Source organism: Streptomyces sp. NPDC048337 (assembly GCF_043201175.1).
Classification (GTDB): Bacteria; Actinomycetota; Actinomycetes; order Streptomycetales; family Streptomycetaceae; genus Streptomyces.
The window spans coordinates 60,757-79,518 of the sequence record NZ_JBICYR010000013.1 but is presented as its reverse complement, the minus strand read 5'-3'; the positions used below and the strand labels follow the sequence as shown (position 1 = coordinate 79,518).

Annotated in this window: 11 protein-coding genes; 10 read left to right on the top strand and 1 reads right to left on the bottom strand. The window is 74.6% G+C overall.

The window, feature by feature from the left end; genetic code table 11:
• The first annotated feature begins 41 nt into the window (after positions 1-41).
• The 10 genes from ACGFYU_RS21595 (at position 42) to ACGFYU_RS21550 (ending at position 18,297) form a co-directional block, all read left to right on the top strand.
• The gene (locus tag ACGFYU_RS21595; RefSeq protein WP_393828912.1) at positions 42-1,736 is read left to right on the top strand and encodes a condensation domain-containing protein; all 1,695 of its coding nucleotides are present in this window, start codon (positions 42-44) and stop codon (positions 1,734-1,736) included.
• Complete coding sequence (locus ACGFYU_RS21590; protein WP_393828911.1) at positions 1,733-5,200, top strand: amino acid adenylation domain-containing protein; 3,468 nt, start codon at positions 1,733-1,735, stop codon at positions 5,198-5,200. Before ACGFYU_RS21595 ends, ACGFYU_RS21590 begins: the two co-directional genes overlap by 4 nt.
• Positions 5,200-6,417, top strand: a complete 1,218-nt coding sequence (locus ACGFYU_RS21585; RefSeq protein ID WP_393828910.1) for a cytochrome P450 — start codon at positions 5,200-5,202, stop codon at positions 6,415-6,417. The genes ACGFYU_RS21590 and ACGFYU_RS21585 overlap by 1 nt, the downstream gene beginning before the upstream one ends.
• The gene (locus tag ACGFYU_RS21580) at positions 6,417-10,205 is read left to right on the top strand and encodes a type I polyketide synthase (protein WP_393828909.1); all 3,789 of its coding nucleotides are present in this window, start codon (positions 6,417-6,419) and stop codon (positions 10,203-10,205) included. Before ACGFYU_RS21585 ends, ACGFYU_RS21580 begins: the two co-directional genes overlap by 1 nt.
• Positions 10,202-11,557, top strand: a complete 1,356-nt coding sequence (locus tag ACGFYU_RS21575) for an MFS transporter (RefSeq protein ID WP_393828908.1) — start codon at positions 10,202-10,204, stop codon at positions 11,555-11,557. Before ACGFYU_RS21580 ends, ACGFYU_RS21575 begins: the two co-directional genes overlap by 4 nt.
• Positions 11,554-12,819: a cytochrome P450 gene (locus tag ACGFYU_RS21570; RefSeq protein ID WP_393828907.1), complete on the top strand. Its 1,266-nt coding sequence runs from the start codon at positions 11,554-11,556 to the stop codon at positions 12,817-12,819. Before ACGFYU_RS21575 ends, ACGFYU_RS21570 begins: the two co-directional genes overlap by 4 nt.
• Before the next feature lies 1 nt (position 12,820).
• Positions 12,821-13,558: a thioesterase II family protein gene (locus ACGFYU_RS21565; RefSeq protein ID WP_393828906.1), complete on the top strand. Its 738-nt coding sequence runs from the start codon at positions 12,821-12,823 to the stop codon at positions 13,556-13,558.
• A complete protein-coding gene (locus tag ACGFYU_RS21560) occupies positions 13,549-14,373 on the top strand; it encodes an SDR family oxidoreductase (RefSeq protein ID WP_393828905.1) in 825 nt (274 codons plus the stop codon). The genes ACGFYU_RS21565 and ACGFYU_RS21560 overlap by 10 nt, the downstream gene beginning before the upstream one ends.
• A gap of 62 nt (positions 14,374-14,435) precedes the next feature.
• Positions 14,436-17,609: an amino acid adenylation domain-containing protein gene (locus tag ACGFYU_RS21555; RefSeq protein WP_393828904.1), complete on the top strand. Its 3,174-nt coding sequence runs from the start codon at positions 14,436-14,438 to the stop codon at positions 17,607-17,609.
• The gene (locus ACGFYU_RS21550) at positions 17,602-18,297 is read left to right on the top strand and encodes a 4'-phosphopantetheinyl transferase family protein (RefSeq protein ID WP_393828903.1); all 696 of its coding nucleotides are present in this window, start codon (positions 17,602-17,604) and stop codon (positions 18,295-18,297) included. The genes ACGFYU_RS21555 and ACGFYU_RS21550 overlap by 8 nt, the downstream gene beginning before the upstream one ends.
• On the opposite strand, the gene ACGFYU_RS21545 is transcribed toward ACGFYU_RS21550, so the two are convergent.
• On the bottom strand, positions 18,294-18,758 hold the full coding sequence (locus tag ACGFYU_RS21545) for a DUF6463 family protein (protein WP_393828902.1): 465 nt from the start codon (positions 18,756-18,758) through the stop codon (positions 18,294-18,296). The two genes, ACGFYU_RS21550 and ACGFYU_RS21545, sit on opposite strands and share 4 nt — an antisense overlap.
• Positions 18,759-18,762: the final 4 nt, after the last annotated feature.

The following is an 18,762-nucleotide window of genomic DNA, read 5'->3' as shown; positions in this document are numbered from 1 at the left end:
GGCCACTCACCAACGCTCCCGCAGATCTCGGAGGTCCATTCGTGCTGCCCGAAGCACCGCACGGAACGTCGCACAGCGGTCACACCTGGTATCCGGCCACCCGGGTCCAGCAAGGCATCTGGGTCCTGGACCGGGACGCCCTGCTCAGGCCCACGCAGCTGGTGCCCACGGTCGTGGAGTTCACCGGCCCGGTGGACCACGGGCTGCTGGTCTCCGCGGTCGGGCGGTCCCTCGCGCGGCACCCCTCGCTGCGGGCGCGCTTCCGGCTCGACGTGAAGCGGCGCCAGGTCGAGTACCGGACCGACGGCCCGCCGGCCGAGGCCGGCTTCCTCGACGCGGCGGCCGAGGGCTGGAGCGAGGACGAGGTCGACCGTCTGGTCAGGGCGTTGTGTGTGACGCCTTTCGATCTCGCGAACGACGCGCCCGCGCGCGCCGAGATCATCCGGACCGGGCCGGAGCGCACCCTCCTCGTGCTGAACGCGCACCACATCGTCGTCGACGGGGTCTCGCGCACGCTGCTCCTGGAGGAGATCCGCGACATGTACCGGGCCGCCCTCGAAGGCGTCGAGCCCGTGCTGAGCGATCCGCCGCACCCGGCGGCCGTAGTCGCCGACCGCACTCCCGAAGAGATCGCCGAGCAGGTGCGGGAGGTCGTCGACCGGCTGCGCGGCGCGCCGGCGGACGTCACGCTGCCCTTCACCCGCCTCGCCCACGAGGGGGGAGAGGCCTCGCTGCTCGGCGCCACCCTGGCGCTGTCCCTCGACGAGGAGACCACGGCGCGGGTCATGGAGGTGGCCACCCAGGAGGGCTGCACGCCCTTCATGCTGGGCGTCGCCCTGCTCGCCGGCACCCTCGCCCGTACCGGCCCGCAGCGCGACTTCCTCATCGCCTTCGCCTGGCCCGGCCGCGACGACCCCGCCACCGCCGACGTCATCGGGATGTTCATGACGACCGTGGTGCTGCGGGCCTCGCTGGAGCCGGGGGACACCTGGCGCGACCTGCTGGGCGCCGTACGGATGAACGGCATGGAGGCCTTCGTCGACAGCGACGTGCCCCTCGACGCCGTCTCCGCCGCCCTCAACCCCGACCGCAACGTCCTGTGGCCGCCGCTGTCGCCGGTCCTGGTCAACCTCGACGAGGCCCCGCGGTCCCTGGAGCTGGCACCGGGCGTACCGGCCCGACTGCGCCCGCTCGACCCGATGTTCATCAAGTACGACCTGGCCGTGTTCGTCCGGCTGGAGGACACCGCCGAGGGGCGGCGCCTGGCGCTGTCCCTGGACTACCCGGTCAACGTCTTCGGCCACACCGACGTCTCGCGCTTCCTCAACGCTCTGCGGCACAGCGCCGCGGACCTCGCCACCTTCCCGGAGAATCCCGTGCTCGAAGAGTCCGTAACCGCCACCGCCACCGCCGCCCCGGACCTGGAAGACCCGGCCGCGCGCCTCGAACTCGTCCGCTCCATCTGGCGCGAGGTCCTGGAGACCGACGAGGTCGACGACGACGCCAGCTTCTTCGAGTCCGGCGGCGACTCCCTGCTCCTGGTGCTCCTCGTCGAGCGCCTCGGCCAGGTCTCCGGCCGCGAGGTCCGCACCATGGACCTCTTCCGCAACCCCACCGTCAGCGGCCAGGCCGAGCTCATCGCGGGCGCGGACCGGCCCGCCGCGGCCGCCGCCGGCGCCGACCGGGCCGCCCTGCTGAACGCCGCCCGCTCCCAGGGTGCCGAGGCCGCCCGATGACGCCCGGGACGCTGGCCGCCGAGATCCTCGACATCCCGGACGGGCCCGACGCACTCGACGCGTTCGACACGGAGAGCTTCATCTCCCTCGGCGGTGACTCCCTGCGCGCCATGCGCCTGGCCGCCGTCCTGGAGGAGCGCCTCGCGCTGCGCGTCTCGATCCTGGAACTGCTCGGCGGCTCCCCGCTCGCCGAGGTGCTCGCCGCCGCCGTGCCCGCCGCCCCCTCGGAGACCGGGGCCGAGCAGGTCCCGGTCCCCGGCGCGGAGCAGGCGCTCACCCCCGCCCAGCGCGGGATGTGGCTGATGGAGCGGGTCGCGGGGGGTTCCCCGTACAACCTGGTCTTCCGCTGCTTCATCGAGGGCGGGCGGCTCGACCGCGACCTGTTCACCAAGGCCCTCGCCGCCACCGCCGCCCGCCACGAGGGTCTGCGCAGCGTCTTCCGCGAGGCCGCCGACGACGTGGTCCAGGAGATCCTGCCCGTCCACACGCCCGAGCTCGCCGAGTTCACCTACGACGGGCCGGCCGAGGCCTTCGAGGGGCACGTCCGCAGGGCCGGCGCCGAGTTCGGCCGCCTCCCCTTCGACCTGGCGGCCGAACCCGCCTACCGCTTCGCCCACTACGACTCCGGCGCGCAGGGCGACGAGCGCTGCGCCATCGTCCTGGTCGCGCACCACATGGTGCTCGACGGGTTCGCCGTCGGCTACCTGCTGCGCGAGGTCTTCGAAACGTACGCCGAACTCAGCGGCGAGCAGCAGCGCGCCGACCGGGCCCCCCGCGACCCCGGCACCCCCCTGTCGGCGCTCACCCGCCGCCAGGAGGAGACCCGGTCCCGCGGAGCCTGGGACGAGCAGACCGAGTTCTGGAAGCAGCACCTCGACGGCGTCCCCTCCATCCTCGAACTCCCCGCCGACCGGCAGCGCCCCGCCGTCCAGGACGGTGCGGGCGACCGGCTCGGGCTGGACCTCGGCCCGGCCACGACCGAGCTCGTCACCCGGCAGGCCCGCGGGCTGGGCATCACCCCGTACTCCTTCCTGCTCGGCGCCTTCGCCCTGACCCTCAGCCGCCTCAGCGGCAGCCGCGGGCTGCTGGTGGGCGTGCCCCTGCTGGGCCGCGGCGCCTCGGAGCTGCAGCGGCTGATCGCCGTCGCCGGCAACCTCGTGCCGGTCCGCATCGACGTGGACGACGACGCTCCGGTCGGCGACTACCTGCGCGCCGTGCACCACAGCCTCGGTGCCGCCATCGACGCCGGTGACCTGCCCTTCGAGGAGCTGGTGGCCCGCCTCGGCACCGAGCGCAGCCTCGGCTGCCACCCGCTGGTCCAGGTCTGCTTCGGCATGCACGACCAGCTCGTGCCGCGCGAACTGACCGCGGGACCGCTGCGCGTACGGGTCGAGGAAGGCCACGGCGGCGGCTCGCAGTTCGACCTCACCATGCTCATCGGCCACGCCGACCCCTCGCTGGCCGGGCACGTCGAGTACGCGACGAGCGTCTGGAACGAGACCGAGGCCCAGTCCTTCGTCTCCGACTTCCGCGCCGCCGTCGAGGAGCTCGCCGCCGCCCCCGAGGCACGGCTGGAGGACATCCGCTGCATCTCCCACGAGGGCCGTGCGCTCCTCGACGAGATCAACGAGAGCGGCCGGGACTTCCCCGCCACCTCCCTCGACGCCCTCTTCCGCGAGGTGGCCGCCCGCCGCCCGGGCGCCGTCGCCGTCCGTGACGCCTCGCACACCCTGACCTACGGGCAGCTGGCCGCGGCCGCCGCCGAACAGGCCCGGCTGCTGCGCGCGGCCGGGGTGGGCCCGGGCGACCGGGTGCTCGTCGGTGTCGAGCGGTCGGTCGCCGAGGCCGTCGCCGTACTCGGCGTGCAGTGGGCGGGAGCCGCGTACGTCGGCATCGACCCGGCCCTGCCCGACACCCACCTCGCCCGGATCCTGGAGCGGGCCACCCCGGCCGCCGCGCTGACCGGCCCGGTCGACGGGCCGACCGCGCGCCGCTTCGCCGGGCTGGGCGCGCCCGCCGTGGCCACCTGGGAGCCGGACTGGCAGCCGGCGGCGCCGGACACCGTGCCGACGCCGCCCGAGGACCCGTCGCGCCTCGCCTACGTCGCCTTCACCTCGGGCTCGACCGGGCAGCCCAAGGGCGTGTGCGTACCGCACCGCGCGGTGATCCGCCTGGTCCACGAGGCGGGCTACGTCCGGCTCGGCGCGGGCGAGCGGATGCTGCGGCTCTCCCCGCTCTCCTTCGACGCCTCCACCCTGGAACTGTGGGGCGCGCTGCTGACCGGCGCCTCCCTGGAGGTCCACCCGGCCGGCCTGGCCTCGCCCACCGAGCTCGGCGCCTTCCTGAAGGAGCGCCAGATCACCGTGGCCTGGCTGACGGCCGGACTCTTCCGGCTCGTCGAGGAGTTCGCCCCGGACTCCCTGGGCGGCCTGCGCCAGCTGCTGACCGGCGGCGACGTGGTCCCGCACGAGCACACCGCCCGCGTGCTCTCCCGCCACCCCGACATCATCATCACCAACGGGTACGGGCCGACCGAGAACACCACCTTCACCACCACCCACTCCGTGGCGCGCGCCTCGGACGTGGACGGCCCGCTGCCCATCGGCCGCCCGGTGCCCGGCACCCGGGTGTACGTACTGGACGCGCGCCGCCGCCAGCTCCCGCCCGGCGCGGTCGGCGAGCTGTACACCGGCGGCGAGGGCCTGGCCGACGGCTACCTCGGCGACGAGGCCGAGACGGCCCGCTCGTTCGGGCAGCTCTCGCCCGACGTCGACGAGCGCCTCTACCGCACCGGCGACCTGGTACGGATCGACACCCGCGGCCGGATCCGCTTCCTGGGCCGCGCCGACGACCAGGTCAAGCTCCGCGGCTACCGGGTGGAGCTGAGCGCGATCAGCGACGTGCTCGCCGACCACCCCGACGTGCAGGACGCCGTCGTCCTCGTCACCGACGGGGACAGCGCCGAGAAGCGGCTCGTCGCCGCGGTGGTCCTCGCCGACGGCGCGGCCGCGGACGCGGTCGCCCTGCGCGACCTGCTGGGGGAGCGGCTGCCGTCCTACATGGTGCCGACCCTGTGGGCCGTGGTGGACCGGCTGCCGGTGACCGCCAACGGCAAGGTGGACCGGCGCGCGCTCGCCGCGGCGGCCGGGCCGGCGCGGCGTGCGGCCGCGCCGGCAGCGGCTCCCGTGGCCGAGCCGGTCGTCGAGACGGTCGCGGCACCCGCCGGAGCCGGCCTGGACGAGCGGATCGCCGAGCTGTTCGCCCAGGTCATCGAGAGCCCGGAGCCCGTCACCGGCGTCACCGCCGAGACCGACTTCTTCATGGTCGGCGGCAACTCCCTGGGCGCCGTACGGCTGATGCGCAAGGTGAAGCAGGAACTGGGCGCCTCCGTCCGGCTGCGGGACTTCCTGCTGTCGCCGACGCCCGCCGGGCTGCGCGCGCTCATCGAGAAGGCCGCCGTCTGATGGCCCGTACCGCGGCTCCGGTCCCGCCGCCGTCCTTCGCGGACGGCGTGCGGGCCCCGGAGTGGGACGAAGGACTGGACTGCTGGGTCGTGGCCGACCCGCGCCTGGCCCAGCAGGTCCTCAACCACCCCGGTTTCGCCTCCGGGACCTTCGAGCGCTCCTTCCAGCTCTACATGACGGACGCGGCCCGCGCCGAGTACCGGGAGCTCACCGAGTTCCTGCGGCTGTGGTTCGTCCAGGCCGACGCCCCCGAGCACATGGCGCTGCGCCGCCCCGTCCAGCGGATGCTGTCCGCCTCCTACGTGCGCTCCCTCGCCCCGAAGATCGAGGAGATCACCGACGAGTGCCTGGACGAGCTCGCGGCCGGGCGTCCGTACGACGTCATGCCGCCGGTGGCCGACGGGATCTCGGGCAAGGTGATGGCCCACGTGGTCGGGCTGGACGTGCCTCCCCCCGTGCTGCACCGGTGGTCGCGGACGCTGTCGCTGTTCATCGGCGCCATGTACCGGCGCGACCACGCGCTCGCCGCCCACCAGGTCATGGTGGAGATGTCCGAGGCGCTGGCCGGCGCCCGGGCGATGGAGGGCTTCCCGGTCGACACCGAGGAGGACCGGGCGCGGACCACCGCGACCTGGGCCATGTGCCTCTTCGGCGGCCTGGAGACCACCGCGTCCCTGCTCGGCTCCACCGTGCTCACCGCGCTCGGCGACCGGGCGCTGTGGGACGCGGTGTGCCGGGAGGTGCCGGGGGCTGTGGAGGACCTCGTCGAATCCGTTCTGGTGAGCCGGCCGCCGCTGCGCCACCTGGGGCGGGTGGCCGCGTACGACCAGGAGTTCGCCGGCGTGCGGCTGAGCGAGGGCGACCTCGTACTGGTCAGCCTCACCGGCGAGAACCCGCTGAACGACGAGGCCGCCGACGCTGACGATCACGCCGACGAGGCGCCGGCCGCCGTCTGCCCGGTCACGGGTGCGAGCGCCGGTACGGACACGGGCGCCAAGGCGGCCGGCGGCGGGTCGGAGCGGCACCTGATCTTCGGACACGGACCGCACTACTGCGTCGGCGCCCCGCTGGCCCGTCTGGAGGCGGCCATCCTGCTGCGCCGCCTCGCCCGGCGGTTCCCGCACGCCCGACTGGCCGAGGAAGCCGCCGTATGGGGGCCCAACCTCAGCTACGTGGGCCTCGACCACCTCTACGTCGATCTGGCCGGAGACGCCTGATGCACTCCTCTCCCGCAACCCCCGTCACCCCGGTGACCGAACATGCCGTCGCCGTCGTCGGCATGGCCTGCCGGCTGCCCGGCGCGCGCGACACCCGCGCGTTCTGGTCGATGCTCCGCGCCGGCCGGGACGGCATCAGCCGCCCCGCACGCGAGGAACTGCTCGCGCTCGGCGTGGACCCGGAGTACGTGGGCCGGGAGAACTTCGTCGCCGCCATGGGAGTCATCGAGGACTCCCGCCGCTTCGACTGGCGGTACTTCCGCTACAGCCGGGCGGAGGCGGCGGCCATGGACCCGCAGCAGCGGGTCTTCCTGGAGTGCGCGGCGACGGCCGTCGACGACGCGGGCATCGACCCGACCCGGTTCCGCGGCCGGGTCGGTGTCTACGCCGGGGCCGACCGCGCCGGAGCGGGCGCGAACGATGCCGCGCTGGGCGAACTGGCCCGGTACATCGGGCGGGAGAAGGACTTCGTCGCGACCCGCGTGGCCTACAAGCTGGGGCTGCGCGGGCCCGCGATCACCGTGCAGACGGCATGCTCGACCTCGCTGACCGCCGTGCACCTCGCGGTGCGCGCCCTGCTGGGCGGCGAGTGCGACGCAGCCCTGGCCGGCGGCGTCACGGTGATGCCGCGGGGCGAGTGGGGCTACCTGTTCGAGCCCGGAGGCATCCTCGCCGCGGACGGGCACTGCCGGCCCTTCGACGCACTCGCGGGCGGGACCGTGCCCAGCGAAGGCGTCGGCGTGGTCGTCCTCAAGCGGCTCGCGGACGCGCTGCGGGACGGCGACCGGATCTCCGCGGTCATCGCAGGCACCGCCGTCAACAACGACGGCGCGGACAAGATGGCGTACACCGCGCCGTCCGCGAGCGGGCAGAGCGAGGTGATCCGCGCCGCGCTGGAGACGGCGGGGCTGGCCCCCACCGCGATCGGCCACGTGGAGGCGCACGGCACCGCCACCCGGCTGGGCGACCCCATCGAGGTCCAGGCGCTGACCGAGGTCTTCGGCGCCGCCACGGACGAGACCGGCTGGTGCGCGCTCGGCGCGGTCAAGGGAAACATCGGCCACACCGGGGCGGCGGCGGGTGTCACCGGGCTCATCAAGACGGCGCTGATGCTGGAGCACGGGGAGCTCGTCCCGACCGTGCACTACACCAGCCCCAACCCGCTGCTGGAGCTGGACCGTTCGCCCTTCCGCGTCGCCACCGAGCACCGGCCGTGGCCGGTACGGGAGGACGGGGCGCTGCGCGCGGCAGCCGTCAGCTCCTTCGGCGTCGGCGGCACCAACGCGCACGCCGTCCTGATCCCGGGCCCCGACCGCGCCGTGCGACCGGCCGGGGCCCGGATCCGGTCGGGTGCGTACGCCGGACCGCACCTGCTGCCGCTGTCGGCCGCGACCCCGGCGGCCCTGGCCCGGCTGGACGAGGACCTCGCCGAGCGGTTCGCGCCCGAGCGGGATGCGGCGCGGGCGCCAGTGCCCGCCGCGGCCGCGCGGACGCTCGCCGGCCGCCGCCGGTACAAGTACCGCCAGGCCGTGGTCGTCCAGGACGCCGCGCACGCCGCCGAGGCCCTGCGGGCCGCGGCCGCACGGACCGCCACCCCGCGGACCCTTGGGAAGGTCGCCTTCCTCTTCCCCGGCCAGGGCACCCTCAAGGAGGCCGCGGGCGAGGCCGCGTACCGGCTGCTGCCCGGATTCCGCGCGGCCTTCGAAGAGGTCCGCAAGGTCGCGGCCGACGACTGCGGCGTCGACCTCACCCCCCTGATCACCCCGGCAGCCGGGTCCGACGGCGCGGAGGACTGGTTCGCCGACACCGTCCACCAGCAACTGGGCCTCTTCGCCCTCGGGTTCGCCTTCGGCACGCAACTGCGGGAGTGGGGCGTCGAGCCCGCCGCCATGCTCGGCAACAGCATCGGCGAGTACGCGGCCGCCGCCCTCGCCGAGGTGTGGACCCTCCCCGACGCGGTCGGCGTGGTCCACCTGCGGGCCCGCGCCATGCGCGACGCGGAACCGGGCCGCATGGCCGTCGTCGGCGCCCCGGCCGCGGAGGTCGAATCCCGGCTGCCCGCCGGCCGTGGCGTCACCATCGCCGTCCGCGGCAACGGCAGCGTCGTGCTGTCCGGCAGCGAACCGGCCATGAACGAACTCCTCGCGGGGGAGACCCTCCAAGGGCTGCGCGTCACCCCCGTACACACCCGGCGAGCCTTCCACTCGCCGGCCATGGACCCGGCAGCCGAGGCGGTGCGGGCACATCTGTCGTCGATGCCCTCCCGCCCGCCACGGCTGCCGTACATCTCCAACACCACCGGCGACTGGGCCGACCCGGACACGGCGGGCGCGCCGGAGACCTGGGCCGCGCACCTGCGCGAGCCGGTGCTGCTCGACGCGGGCACCGCCACCCTGCTGGCCTCCGGCTGCACCACCTACGTGGAGCTCGGCCCGGGCGGGTCGATGACCGGCTCGCTGCGCGGCGCCCCCGGCTGGGACCCCGCCCACACCACCGTGCGCCTCGCCCCCGGAGGCCGGACCGACGCCGACACCGGGCTGCTCGAAGCCCTCGGCACGCTCTGGGAACTCGGCGTGGACCGAGCGCTGGAGACCCTGCACGAGGCGCGGTACGCCGACGAGGAGGACCGCCCGGTGCGGTGCTCCCTCCCGGGTCACCCGTTCCTGGGCGAGGACCCCGAAGAGGGCCTCGCCGTACGCCCCGCCCGTACGGAGCCCGCCCCCGCGGCGCCCGCCCGTACGGCCGCACCCGCCGCGGCGACCCGCACCGGAGCGCTGCGCGGCGTCCTCGAAGAGGCGTGGTGCCAGACCCTGGGGGTCGCCGCCGTCACCGACGAGGACGACTTCTTCACCCTCGGAGGGGAGTCGCTCCTCGCGCTCGCGCTGACCACCGCCGTACGGGAGCGCACCGGGGCCGAGGTCTCGGTCACCGAGTTCTCGCTGGCGGGGACCTTCGCCGGGCTGACCGGACTCGTCGAACGGCAACTGCCCGACGGCCCCGCCGCCGGCGCGGTGACCGCCGCGCCCCGCCCGGCCGGACCGGTCACCCTGCGCGCGGGGGACGGCCGCCCCGTCTTCCTCGTCTCCGACGCGAGCGGCAACGCCCTGCCCTACCGGGCCCTGGCCGGGCTGATCGCACCGGAGAGCGACCGTCCGGTCCTGGCCCTCGAACAGCACGCCCAGATCGGGCGCGGCGGCTTCCGCTCCATCGAGGCCATCGCCGCCGCCCACGTCACCACCCTGCGCCGCGCCCAGCCGACCGGCCCCCTCACCCTCGGCGGCTGGTCCTTCGGCGCCGTCGTCGCCCACGAGACCGCCCGCCAACTCGCCCTGCGGGGGCGGGAGGTGGATCTGCTCATCGCGCTCGACGGCTACGTGCCCGACACCGGGCGGCTGCCCGCCGCCGCGGCTCCCGACTTCCTGCTCGGCGGGGCGCGGGCCGGGCTCGACGCCCTGCTCCAGGTCGGCCCGCTGGCCGCACTGCACCGCCGCAGCCCCGAACTGCGCCGCCGGTTCCTCGCCGGCCAGGCCGCCGTACTCGGCTACCGGCCGCGCGCCGTCGCCTGCCCCGCCGTGCTCCTCAAGGCGGACAGCGACCCGGCGCGCGCCGCCCGGCTGGAGGCCCGGCTGTCCGGGCTCTACCCGGCGGGCCTGCGCGTGCTCCCCGTGGGCGGGAACCACTGGTCGATGCTGACGCCCCCGCACGTCGGCCCACTCGCCGCGCACATCAGTGACGCACTGCCGGACGGGATCCGGTCCGCAACGCACAAGGAGAGGAAGCACCCATGACGGTCTCGGAGAAGCCGCCCGGTACGGAGGAGGCCCCGCAGGAGGCGGAGGCCGTCGCGGAGAAGCCGCTGCTGCGCAACAAGGACTTCCAGTTCCTGTGGACCAGCGAGGCGTTCGCCGCGATGGCCAAGGAGACGGCGGAGGTCGCCTACCCGCTGCTCATCCTCGCCACCACCGGCTCCGCCTTCTACGCGGGCGCGGTCGGCTCCGCCCAGCTGATCACCACCAGCGTCATGTCCATCGTCGGCGGCACCCTCGCCGACCGGATGGACCGCCGGCTGCTGCTGATCGCCTGCAACCTCGTCCGCGTGGCGCTGCTCGGCCTGTTCTGCCTGATCATCTTCGCCGACCAGGTGAACTACCCCGTGGTCTTCGGCATCGCCGTCGGATCCGCGGTGTGCCTGGGCATCTCCAACCCGACCGGGCTCGCCGTCATCAAGCAGCTCGTACCGCCCTCCCAGCTCACCCAGGCCACCGCCCAGAACCAGATCCGCTACTTCGCGGCCACCATGGGCGGCCCGCCGATCGGCGGCTCCCTCTTCGGCGTCGCCCGGGCGTTCCCCTTCCTGAGCGCCGCGATCGGCTTCCTCGTCTCCACCGTGCTGATGCTCTTCATCCGCAAGCCGCTCAAGGTGGAGCAGGCCGCCCCCGGAGAGAAGCGCAACACCGCCGAGGGCTTCCGCATCCTGGCCAAGCAGCCGGTCCTGCGCCTCCTGATCCTCTGGATCATGGGCTCGAACATGGCGTTCACCCACTCCGGCGTCTTCCTGGCGCTGATCGCCACCGCCGAGAGCCGCGGCGCCTCCTCCACCTTCACCGGCATGCTGCTGTCCATCGCGGGCATCGGCGGCCTGGTCGGCTCCCTCATCGCCGGCCCGGTCATGAAGAAGGTCCGCCCCTCCACGCTCTTCCTCGCCGCCGCCTGGATCGGCCCGGTCGCCGCCGTCCTGCTGGCGAACGTCTCCGGCCTGATCCCGCTCGGCCTGATCGTCGCCTGCGTCTTCCTGCGCGGCCCGATCACCAGCGCGCTGTTCCTCGCCTACCTCGCGGCGATGGTCCCCGACAAGGCGCAGGGCCGCGTCCTCGGCGCGGTGATGTTCATGTCGATGATCGCCGCCCCGGTCGGCGTCTTCCTGATCGGCACGATCTTCGACCAGGCGGGTCCGGTCTGGGTGTTCACCACCATGGCCGTGATCTCCGGCCTGGCCGCCCTGCCCACCCTCAGCCCGCGCATCCGCAAGCTCGCACCCCCGGAGGCGTACACGGACACCGCGGACACCGCGGCGACCGCGGAACCGGCCGACGCCTCCGACGCCCCCGGCGCCCAGACCAAGCAAGGAGACTCCCGATGACGACCGAGCTGCCCGGCACCCTCGAACAGCTTCCCCCCGAGTTCTTCACCGCCCCCGAGGGCGGGGACATCCACGCCGGCAACACCCGGCTGCGCTCCTCCGGCTGCCCCGTCAAGGCCATCAACTACCCGGTGGGCGGCGAGGGTTACGTCGTCGCCGACTACGAGACCGCCCTCAAGGGGTTCAGCGACCCCCGGCTGTCCAAGCGCATCGACAACGCCCCCGCCTGGTTCCGCGACCTGGTCAAGGACGCCAGCCCCGTCCTCATCAGCAACATGCTCACCGCCGACCCGCCGGAGCACACCCGCCTGCGCAAGCTGGTCAGCCGCGCCTTCGTACCGCGCCGCATGGAGGTGCTGCGCCCCCGCATCCAGCAGATCACCGACGAGCTCATCGACGCCTTCCCGGAGGAGGGCGAGGTGAACCTGATGGAGTTCGCGTTCTCCCTGCCCATGCGGGTCATCTGCGAGTTCCTCGGGGTCCCGGTCGCCGACCGGCCGCAGCTGCACTCCTGGGGCAACTGGCTCAGCGGGGCCCCCTACCCCGACGCAGAGTCCAACGAGAAGCTCAAGGACGCCAGCGAGAACATCGAGCGCTACCTCCTCGACCTGCTCGCCGACCGCCGCGCCAACCTCGGCGACGACCTGGTCAGCATCCTGCTCCGGGCCGCCGACGAGGAGGGCCGCTTCACCAACGACGAGCTGGTCTCCACCCTCGTCCTGCTGATCATCGCGGGCCACAAGACCACCGCCAACCTCATAGGCAACGGCACCCAGGCCCTCCTCACCCACCCCGACCAGTTCGAACTGCTCCTGAACAAGCCGGAGCTGGCCGAATCGGCCGTCGAGGAGTTCCTGCGCTTCGAGTCCCCCGTCTACCGCGGCACCCTGCGCGTCGCCGCCGAGGACATGGAGCTGGGCGGCTGCCCCATCCCCAAGGAGAGCTTCGTCCACCTCCTGATGGGCTCGGCCAACCGCGACCCCGAGGTCTTCGAGAACCCCGACGAGCTCGACATCACCCGCACCGCCAACCGCCACCTGGCCTTCGGCCAGGGCCCGCACTTCTGCGTCGGCGCGCCGCTCTCCCGGGTCGAGGGCCAGATCGCCTTCACCACCCTGCTCCGCCGCCTGCCGGGCCTGCGCCTCGCCGTCCCCGCGGAGCGGCTCGAGTGGCTCTTCGACAACTCCACCAGCCGCGGCCTGGTGTCCCTGCCCGTCCGCTACGACGCCCGCCTCGCCGCCGACACCCCCCAGGATGCCTGACATGTCCGACCGCACCACACTGGTCTGCCTGCCCTTCGCCGGAGCCGGCGCCTCCTTCTACCGGCCGTGGCAGCGCCCGGCCGACCAGCACGCGCTGGACATCCTCCCGCTCCAGCTCCCGGGCCGGGAGCGGCTGATCGACGAGGAGCCGTACCGCGACGCGGCCACCGCCGCCGACGGACTGCTGGCCGACCTGCTCGGGCAGCTGGAAGAGGCGCCGCAGCCGCACCGGATCGCCCTCTTCGGCCACAGCCTGGGCGCCGTCCTCGCGTACGAACTCGCCCGCAGGCTCGCCAAGACGCCCGGGATCACCCTCCTCGGCCTGTTCGCCAGCGGCTCCCCGCACCCGGCCGAGCAGCGCGAGCGCCGGGCCACCGGCCTGGACGACGACGCCTTCCTGGAGCGCGTCAACGAGTTCGCCGGATACACCCACGAGGCCCTCCAGGACCCCGAGATGCGCGAGCTGATCCTGCCCACCCTGCGCGCGGACGTGGAGATGCACGAGTCCTACGTACCCGCCGGCGGCGAGCCGCTCCCGATCCCCGTCACCAGCCTGCGCGGCGCCGACGACACCCTCGTCAGCCGCACCGAGGCCGCCGCCTGGGAGCGTACGACCGACAGCGCCTTCCGCGCGGTCGAACTGCCCGGCGGACACATGTACCTCACCGATTCCGCGCCGGAGCTCCTGGCGGTCGTCGCCGAGGACCTGGCCCGCGTACGGGAGGAACAGTGCGTCTGACCGGAAAGACCGTCCTGGTCACGGGCGCCGCCCGCGGCCTCGGCCGGGCCACCGCCGCCGCCTGCGCCGCCGAGGGCGCCGACCTGGTCCTGCTGGACCTGTGCGGAGACCTCGACGGCGTGCCGTACCCGCTGGGCACGCAGGGGCAGTTGGAGCACACGGCGACGCTGTGCCGAGAGGCCGGCGCGGCCGTGCTCACCGCGCCCTGCGACGTACGGGACCTGTCCTCGGTGGAGGCTGCCGTGGCACTCGCCGAGGAGCGGTTCGGGCACGTCGACGCCGTCGTCAACAACGCCGGGATCGCCGCCCCTTCGGGCAAGCCCGCCCACGACATCGCCGAGGACGAGTGGGCGCTGATGATCGACGTCGACCTGTCCGGGGCCTGGCGCGTGATCCGTACGGTCGGCCGCTCGATGAGCGCCCGCCGCTCCGGCAGCATCGTCAACATCTCGTCCACCGCCGGGCTGGTCGGCTACCGGCACTTCGCCGGGTACGTCGCCGCCAAGCACGGGCTGATCGGGCTGACCAAGGCCGCCGCCCTCGACTACGCGCCCACCAAGGTCCGGGTCAACGCCGTGTGCCCCGGCTCGGTGCGCGACGACTCCTCCGCCGAGGGCCGGATGCTCGCCGAGATCGCCCGCGCCCTGGAGGTGCAGGTCGGCGAGCACGAGCAGACCTTCACCGAGGCCCAGCCGATGAACGCGCTGATCGAACCGGAGGACGTCGCCGCGGCCGTGGTCTACCTGGTCTCGGACGACTCCCGGCAGGTGACCGGCTCGGTCCTGACCGTGGACGGCGGATTCACCGCGCGCTGAACGGGCGTGGAACCCGGTGGAACCCCAGAGAGGTGACCGTTGTGAGAGAGGGAGGACACCCCGTGGTGGGTGAGCAGTGCCACGCCGTACAGATCCGGCTGACCGGGCCCGAGGCCGACACCGAGGGGCTGACCGCCCGCCTGGCCGCCGTCGGCCCCTGGCGCCTGTGGGTGGAGGACGTACCGGCCGACTCCGACGCCCCGGGCGCGGCCCGCCGCCGCACAGCGGAGCTGAACCGGCCGACGGAGACGGTCCGCTGCGTCCTGCTCCGCCACCGGGACGGCAACGCCGACCTGGTGGTCGTCGCCCACCGCTCCGCCCTGGACCGGGCGGGTCTGGCCCGGCTGACCGCCGTGGTCTCCGGTGCGTCGCCGCTGCCGGGGGCCCTGCCCCCGGACCCCCGCGCCTCAAACGCCGGCGGGGCTGGGATGGCCTCCGGCGGCGCCTCAAACGCCGGCGGGGCTGGATTTGCCTCGGGCGGCGCTTCGGTCGCGGGCGGGGCTGAGGTTGCCTCGGGCGGCGCTTCAAATGCCGGCGGGGCTGGATTTGCCTCGGGCGGCGCTTCGGTCGCGGGCGGGGCTGAGGTTGCCTCGGGCGGCGCTTCAAATGCCGGCGGGGCTGGGATTGCCTCGGGCGGCGCTTCGGTCGTGGGCGGGGCTGAGGTTGCCTCGGGCGGCGCTTCAAATGCCGGCGGGGCTGGATTTGCCTCCGGCCGGGCTGAAGCGGTGCCGTCCGACTGGGGTGGCGGGGTGCGCGGGGATGGCGGCTGGGCCACCGGGTCGCTCGACCTGCCTGCCGCCGACGCCGCCGACACCGACGGCTGGCTCGCCGCGCTCGCGCTCACCCTCCAGCGGTACGCGGGCCACGGTGCCCCGGACAGCGCCGTCGTCGCCACCGACCTGCGCGGCGCGCTCGAACTCGCCCTGCCCGCCGGCGCCTCCCTCGCGGACCTGCGCACCGCGGCCTCCGCCGCCACCGCCGTCGACCGGCCCGTGACGGCCGGCCTGATCGAAGCGGCCGCCGCCGACTTGCCCGACGCGGCCCGGACCGCCGACGGCGCGGCCGCCGCCGGCCAGGCCGTCACCGACCCAGCCGTCACCGACCCAGCCGTCACTGGCCAGGCCGTCACTGGCCAGGCCGTCACCGACCCAGCCGTCACCGGCCAGGCCGTTACCGGCGCCGCAGCCACCGGCTCGGTCGGTGCCGGCGGTATCGGCCTTGGGGCGGACCGGTATCTGCCCTGCCTCGCGCCGCCGTTCCCGCTCACGCTGGCCCTGCTGCCGCTGCCCTCCGGAGGAGCCCGGCTCTGGTACTCCGCCCGGAGCAGCCACTTCTCCGCCGAGACCGCCGCCGCCTTCGTACGGCATCTCGCGCACCTGTACGGGCAGTTCGCGGCGGCCCCGCACACCCCCGTCGCCGACGCCGAGCTGCTCGACGCCGCCGAGCGCGAGCGCGTCGCACGGCTCGGGCGCCCCGCGCAGCCGCTGACCGGCGAACCGGCCCGGCTCACCGACGCGTTCGCCCGTATCGTCGCCGCGACCCCCGACGCCACCGCCGTCGGCGACGGCGACACCTCCCTCACCTACCGCGAGCTCGACGCCCGCGCGGACCGGCTCGCCCACGGCCTCCTCGCCCACGGCGTCACCCCGGGGGACCGCGTCGGCATCTGCCTGGAGCGGACCACCGAACTCGTCGTCGCCATGATCGGCGTGCTCAAGGCGGGCGCGGCCTACGTGCCCACCGACCCGGCCTACCCCGCCGACCGGCTGGTCCACACCGCCCGGGACGCGGGCCTCGCCCTCGTGATCACCCGCGCACACGAGTACCCCGCCGAAGCCGGCACCGCCGTCACCCCCGACGCGCTCACCGCGACCGACCCCACCGGCCCCCTCCCGCGCACCGGCGGCCCGGACGACCCCGCCTACGTCATCTACACCTCCGGCTCCACCGGCCGCCCCAAGGGCGTCGTCGTCCCGCACCGCAACGTCGTCGCCCTCATCGACGCCACCCGCGAGGAGTACGGCCTCGGCCCGGACGACACCTGGACCTTCTTCCACTCCGGCGCCTTCGACTTCTCCGTCTGGGAGATCTGGGGCTGCCTGCTCACCGGCGGCCGCCTCGTGGTCGTCCCGTACCTCGTCTCCCGAGACCCCGAGGAGTTCCGGGACCTGCTGCTCCGCGACCGGGTCACCGTGCTCAGCCAGACCCCCTCCGCGTTCTCCCAGCTCCTGGAGACCGACCACGCCCCGCTCCCCGTACGCCTCGTGGTCTTCGGCGGCGAACCGCTGGACGCCCGGATGCTGCTGCGCTGGTTCGACCACCACCCCGAGAGCGACTGCCGCATGGTCAACATGTTCGGCATCACCGAGACCACCGTGCACGTCACCGCCCAGACGGTGACCCGGGCCCTCGCCCTCGCCGGCTCGCGCTCCGTCGGCCCGGCCCTCCCCGGCTGGCACCTGTACGTGATCGACGCGCGCGGCCACCTGGTCCCGCCCGGGGTGACCGGCGAGATCTGCGTCGGCGGCGCCGGCGTGGCCCTCGGCTACCTGGGACAGCCCGAACTCACCGCCACCCGCTTCACGCAGGACCCGTACGCCGACGGTCGCCGCTACCACAGCGGCGACCTGGGGAGGCTGCGCCCCGACGGCACGCTCGAACACCTCGGCCGGATCGACAGCCAGGTCAAGATCCGCGGCTTCCGCATCGAGCTCGACGAGATCCGCTCGGTGCTCCTGGAGGACCCGGACGTCCGCGCCGCCGCCGTGATCGTCCGCCGCGAGGACCCGGCCGACCCGGCGTCCGCCCGGCTCGACGCCTACGTGGTCCCCGCCGACCTGGACACCGCCGGGGTCCGCAAGCGGGCCGCCGGGGTCCTGCCCGGCTACATGCTCCCGGCGACCGTCACCGCGCTCGACACCCTCCCGCTGACCACCAACGGCAAGCTCGACGCCGCCCGCCTGCCGCTGCCCGTGCGCACCGCGGCCCCGGCGCCCGCGCCCGCGGCCACCGAGGACGGGGAGGACCGGGCCGCCGTCCTCCAGGAGATCTGGACGACGGTCCTCGGGACCCCGGTCGGGCTCGACGACGACTTCTTCGAGCTCGGCGGCAACTCCCTCTTCGCCGTCCGCATCAGCGCGGCACTGCGGGCCCGCGGCCTGCCCGCGGTCCCGCTCCGCGACCTGTTCCGCACGCCCACCATCAGGGCCCTGGCCGGGACCGGCGACCATGGATGAGTACGTCCTGGGCGACGGGGAACCCCGGATCGGCCGGGCCCCGCAGGGCCGCGAGGTCGTGCTCTGGTGGCTGGACACCACCCGGGAGGTGGTCGGCGGCCACCGGGTGGAGAGCGCTGACGGCCTGCTCAGCGAGGGGGAACGAGGCCGGGCGGCGCGGCTGCGCCGGCCCGGCGACCGGCACCGCTACCGGGCCGCCCACATCGGGCTGCGGCTGATCCTCGGCGGCTACACCGGCCTGGACCCGCGGTCCGTGCCGGTCACCCGCGAGGACTGCCCCTGCTGCGGCGAGCCGCACGGCCGGCCCGCCGTGGCGGGCGGCGGCCCGCACTTCTCCCTGTCGCACAGCGACGACCTGGCGCTGATCGCGGTCTCCGGCGTGCCGGTCGGCGCCGACGTGGAGGGGGTCCCCAAGCCCGGCATAGCCGAGGAACTGCTCCCCTCCCTGCACCCGGAGGAGAACACCGCCCTGCGGGCCCTGCCCGACGCGCGGCGGCCGAGCGCGCTGGCCCGGCTGTGGACCCGCAAGGAGGCCTACCTCAAGGGCACGGGCGTGGGCCTCGCCTACGGCTTCGCCGAGCCGTACGTCGGCATCTCGGACACCCCGGCCGCACTCGCCGGCTGGACCGTCCTCGACGTCCCGGCCCCACCGGCCTACGCGGCGGCCATCGCCCTGAGCGCGGCTTAGGGCTCGTCCCGCCGCGCGGCGCGCTGCGCGAGCAGGAGCAGCGTGACCGGGACGAGGCCGAGCGCGAAGCCGGAGGGTTCGAGGATCCAGCCGCCGGCGAGGACCCACGCCCCCAGGGCCCAGCCCAGGTGGCGCGGGATCTCCTGGCCGGTACGGGCCATCCGGACGACGAGCAGACCCAGCAGGATCAGCGGCACGGCGAAGCTGCCGGGCAGGCCCCAGAAATCGGCCAGCGACGGGGCGTTGGCGGGGTCCTCGATCGCGTTCGGGCCGTGCAGTCCGCCGCCGAGCCAGTCACCCCATCGCGACCAGGTCTTGACGGTGAAGAAGGCGATGTGGACGGCGCCGATGGCGACGGTGCTGCGCCCGGCCCAGACGGCCAGGGTGCGTGCGCGGTCGGGGCCGGGGGCGCCGTCGACGTGGGCAGGAGCATTTACGGCACTACGAGTTCCGATACTCATAGTT

Coding starts and splice junctions, on each gene's coding strand:
- ACGFYU_RS21585 (WP_393828910.1), top strand. CDS start 5,200: ATGGCCCGTACCGCGGCTCCGGTCCCGCCGCCGTCCTTCGCGGACGGC.
- ACGFYU_RS21590 (WP_393828911.1), top strand. CDS start 1,733: ATGACGCCCGGGACGCTGGCCGCCGAGATCCTCGACATCCCGGACGGG.
- ACGFYU_RS21545 (WP_393828902.1), bottom strand. CDS start 18,758: ATGAGTATCGGAACTCGTAGTGCCGTAAATGCTCCTGCCCACGTCGAC.
- ACGFYU_RS21575 (WP_393828908.1), top strand. CDS start 10,202: ATGACGGTCTCGGAGAAGCCGCCCGGTACGGAGGAGGCCCCGCAGGAG.
- ACGFYU_RS21565 (WP_393828906.1), top strand. CDS start 12,821: ATGTCCGACCGCACCACACTGGTCTGCCTGCCCTTCGCCGGAGCCGGC.
- ACGFYU_RS21570 (WP_393828907.1), top strand. CDS start 11,554: ATGACGACCGAGCTGCCCGGCACCCTCGAACAGCTTCCCCCCGAGTTC.
- ACGFYU_RS21580 (WP_393828909.1), top strand. CDS start 6,417: ATGCACTCCTCTCCCGCAACCCCCGTCACCCCGGTGACCGAACATGCC.
- ACGFYU_RS21550 (WP_393828903.1), top strand. CDS start 17,602: ATGGATGAGTACGTCCTGGGCGACGGGGAACCCCGGATCGGCCGGGCC.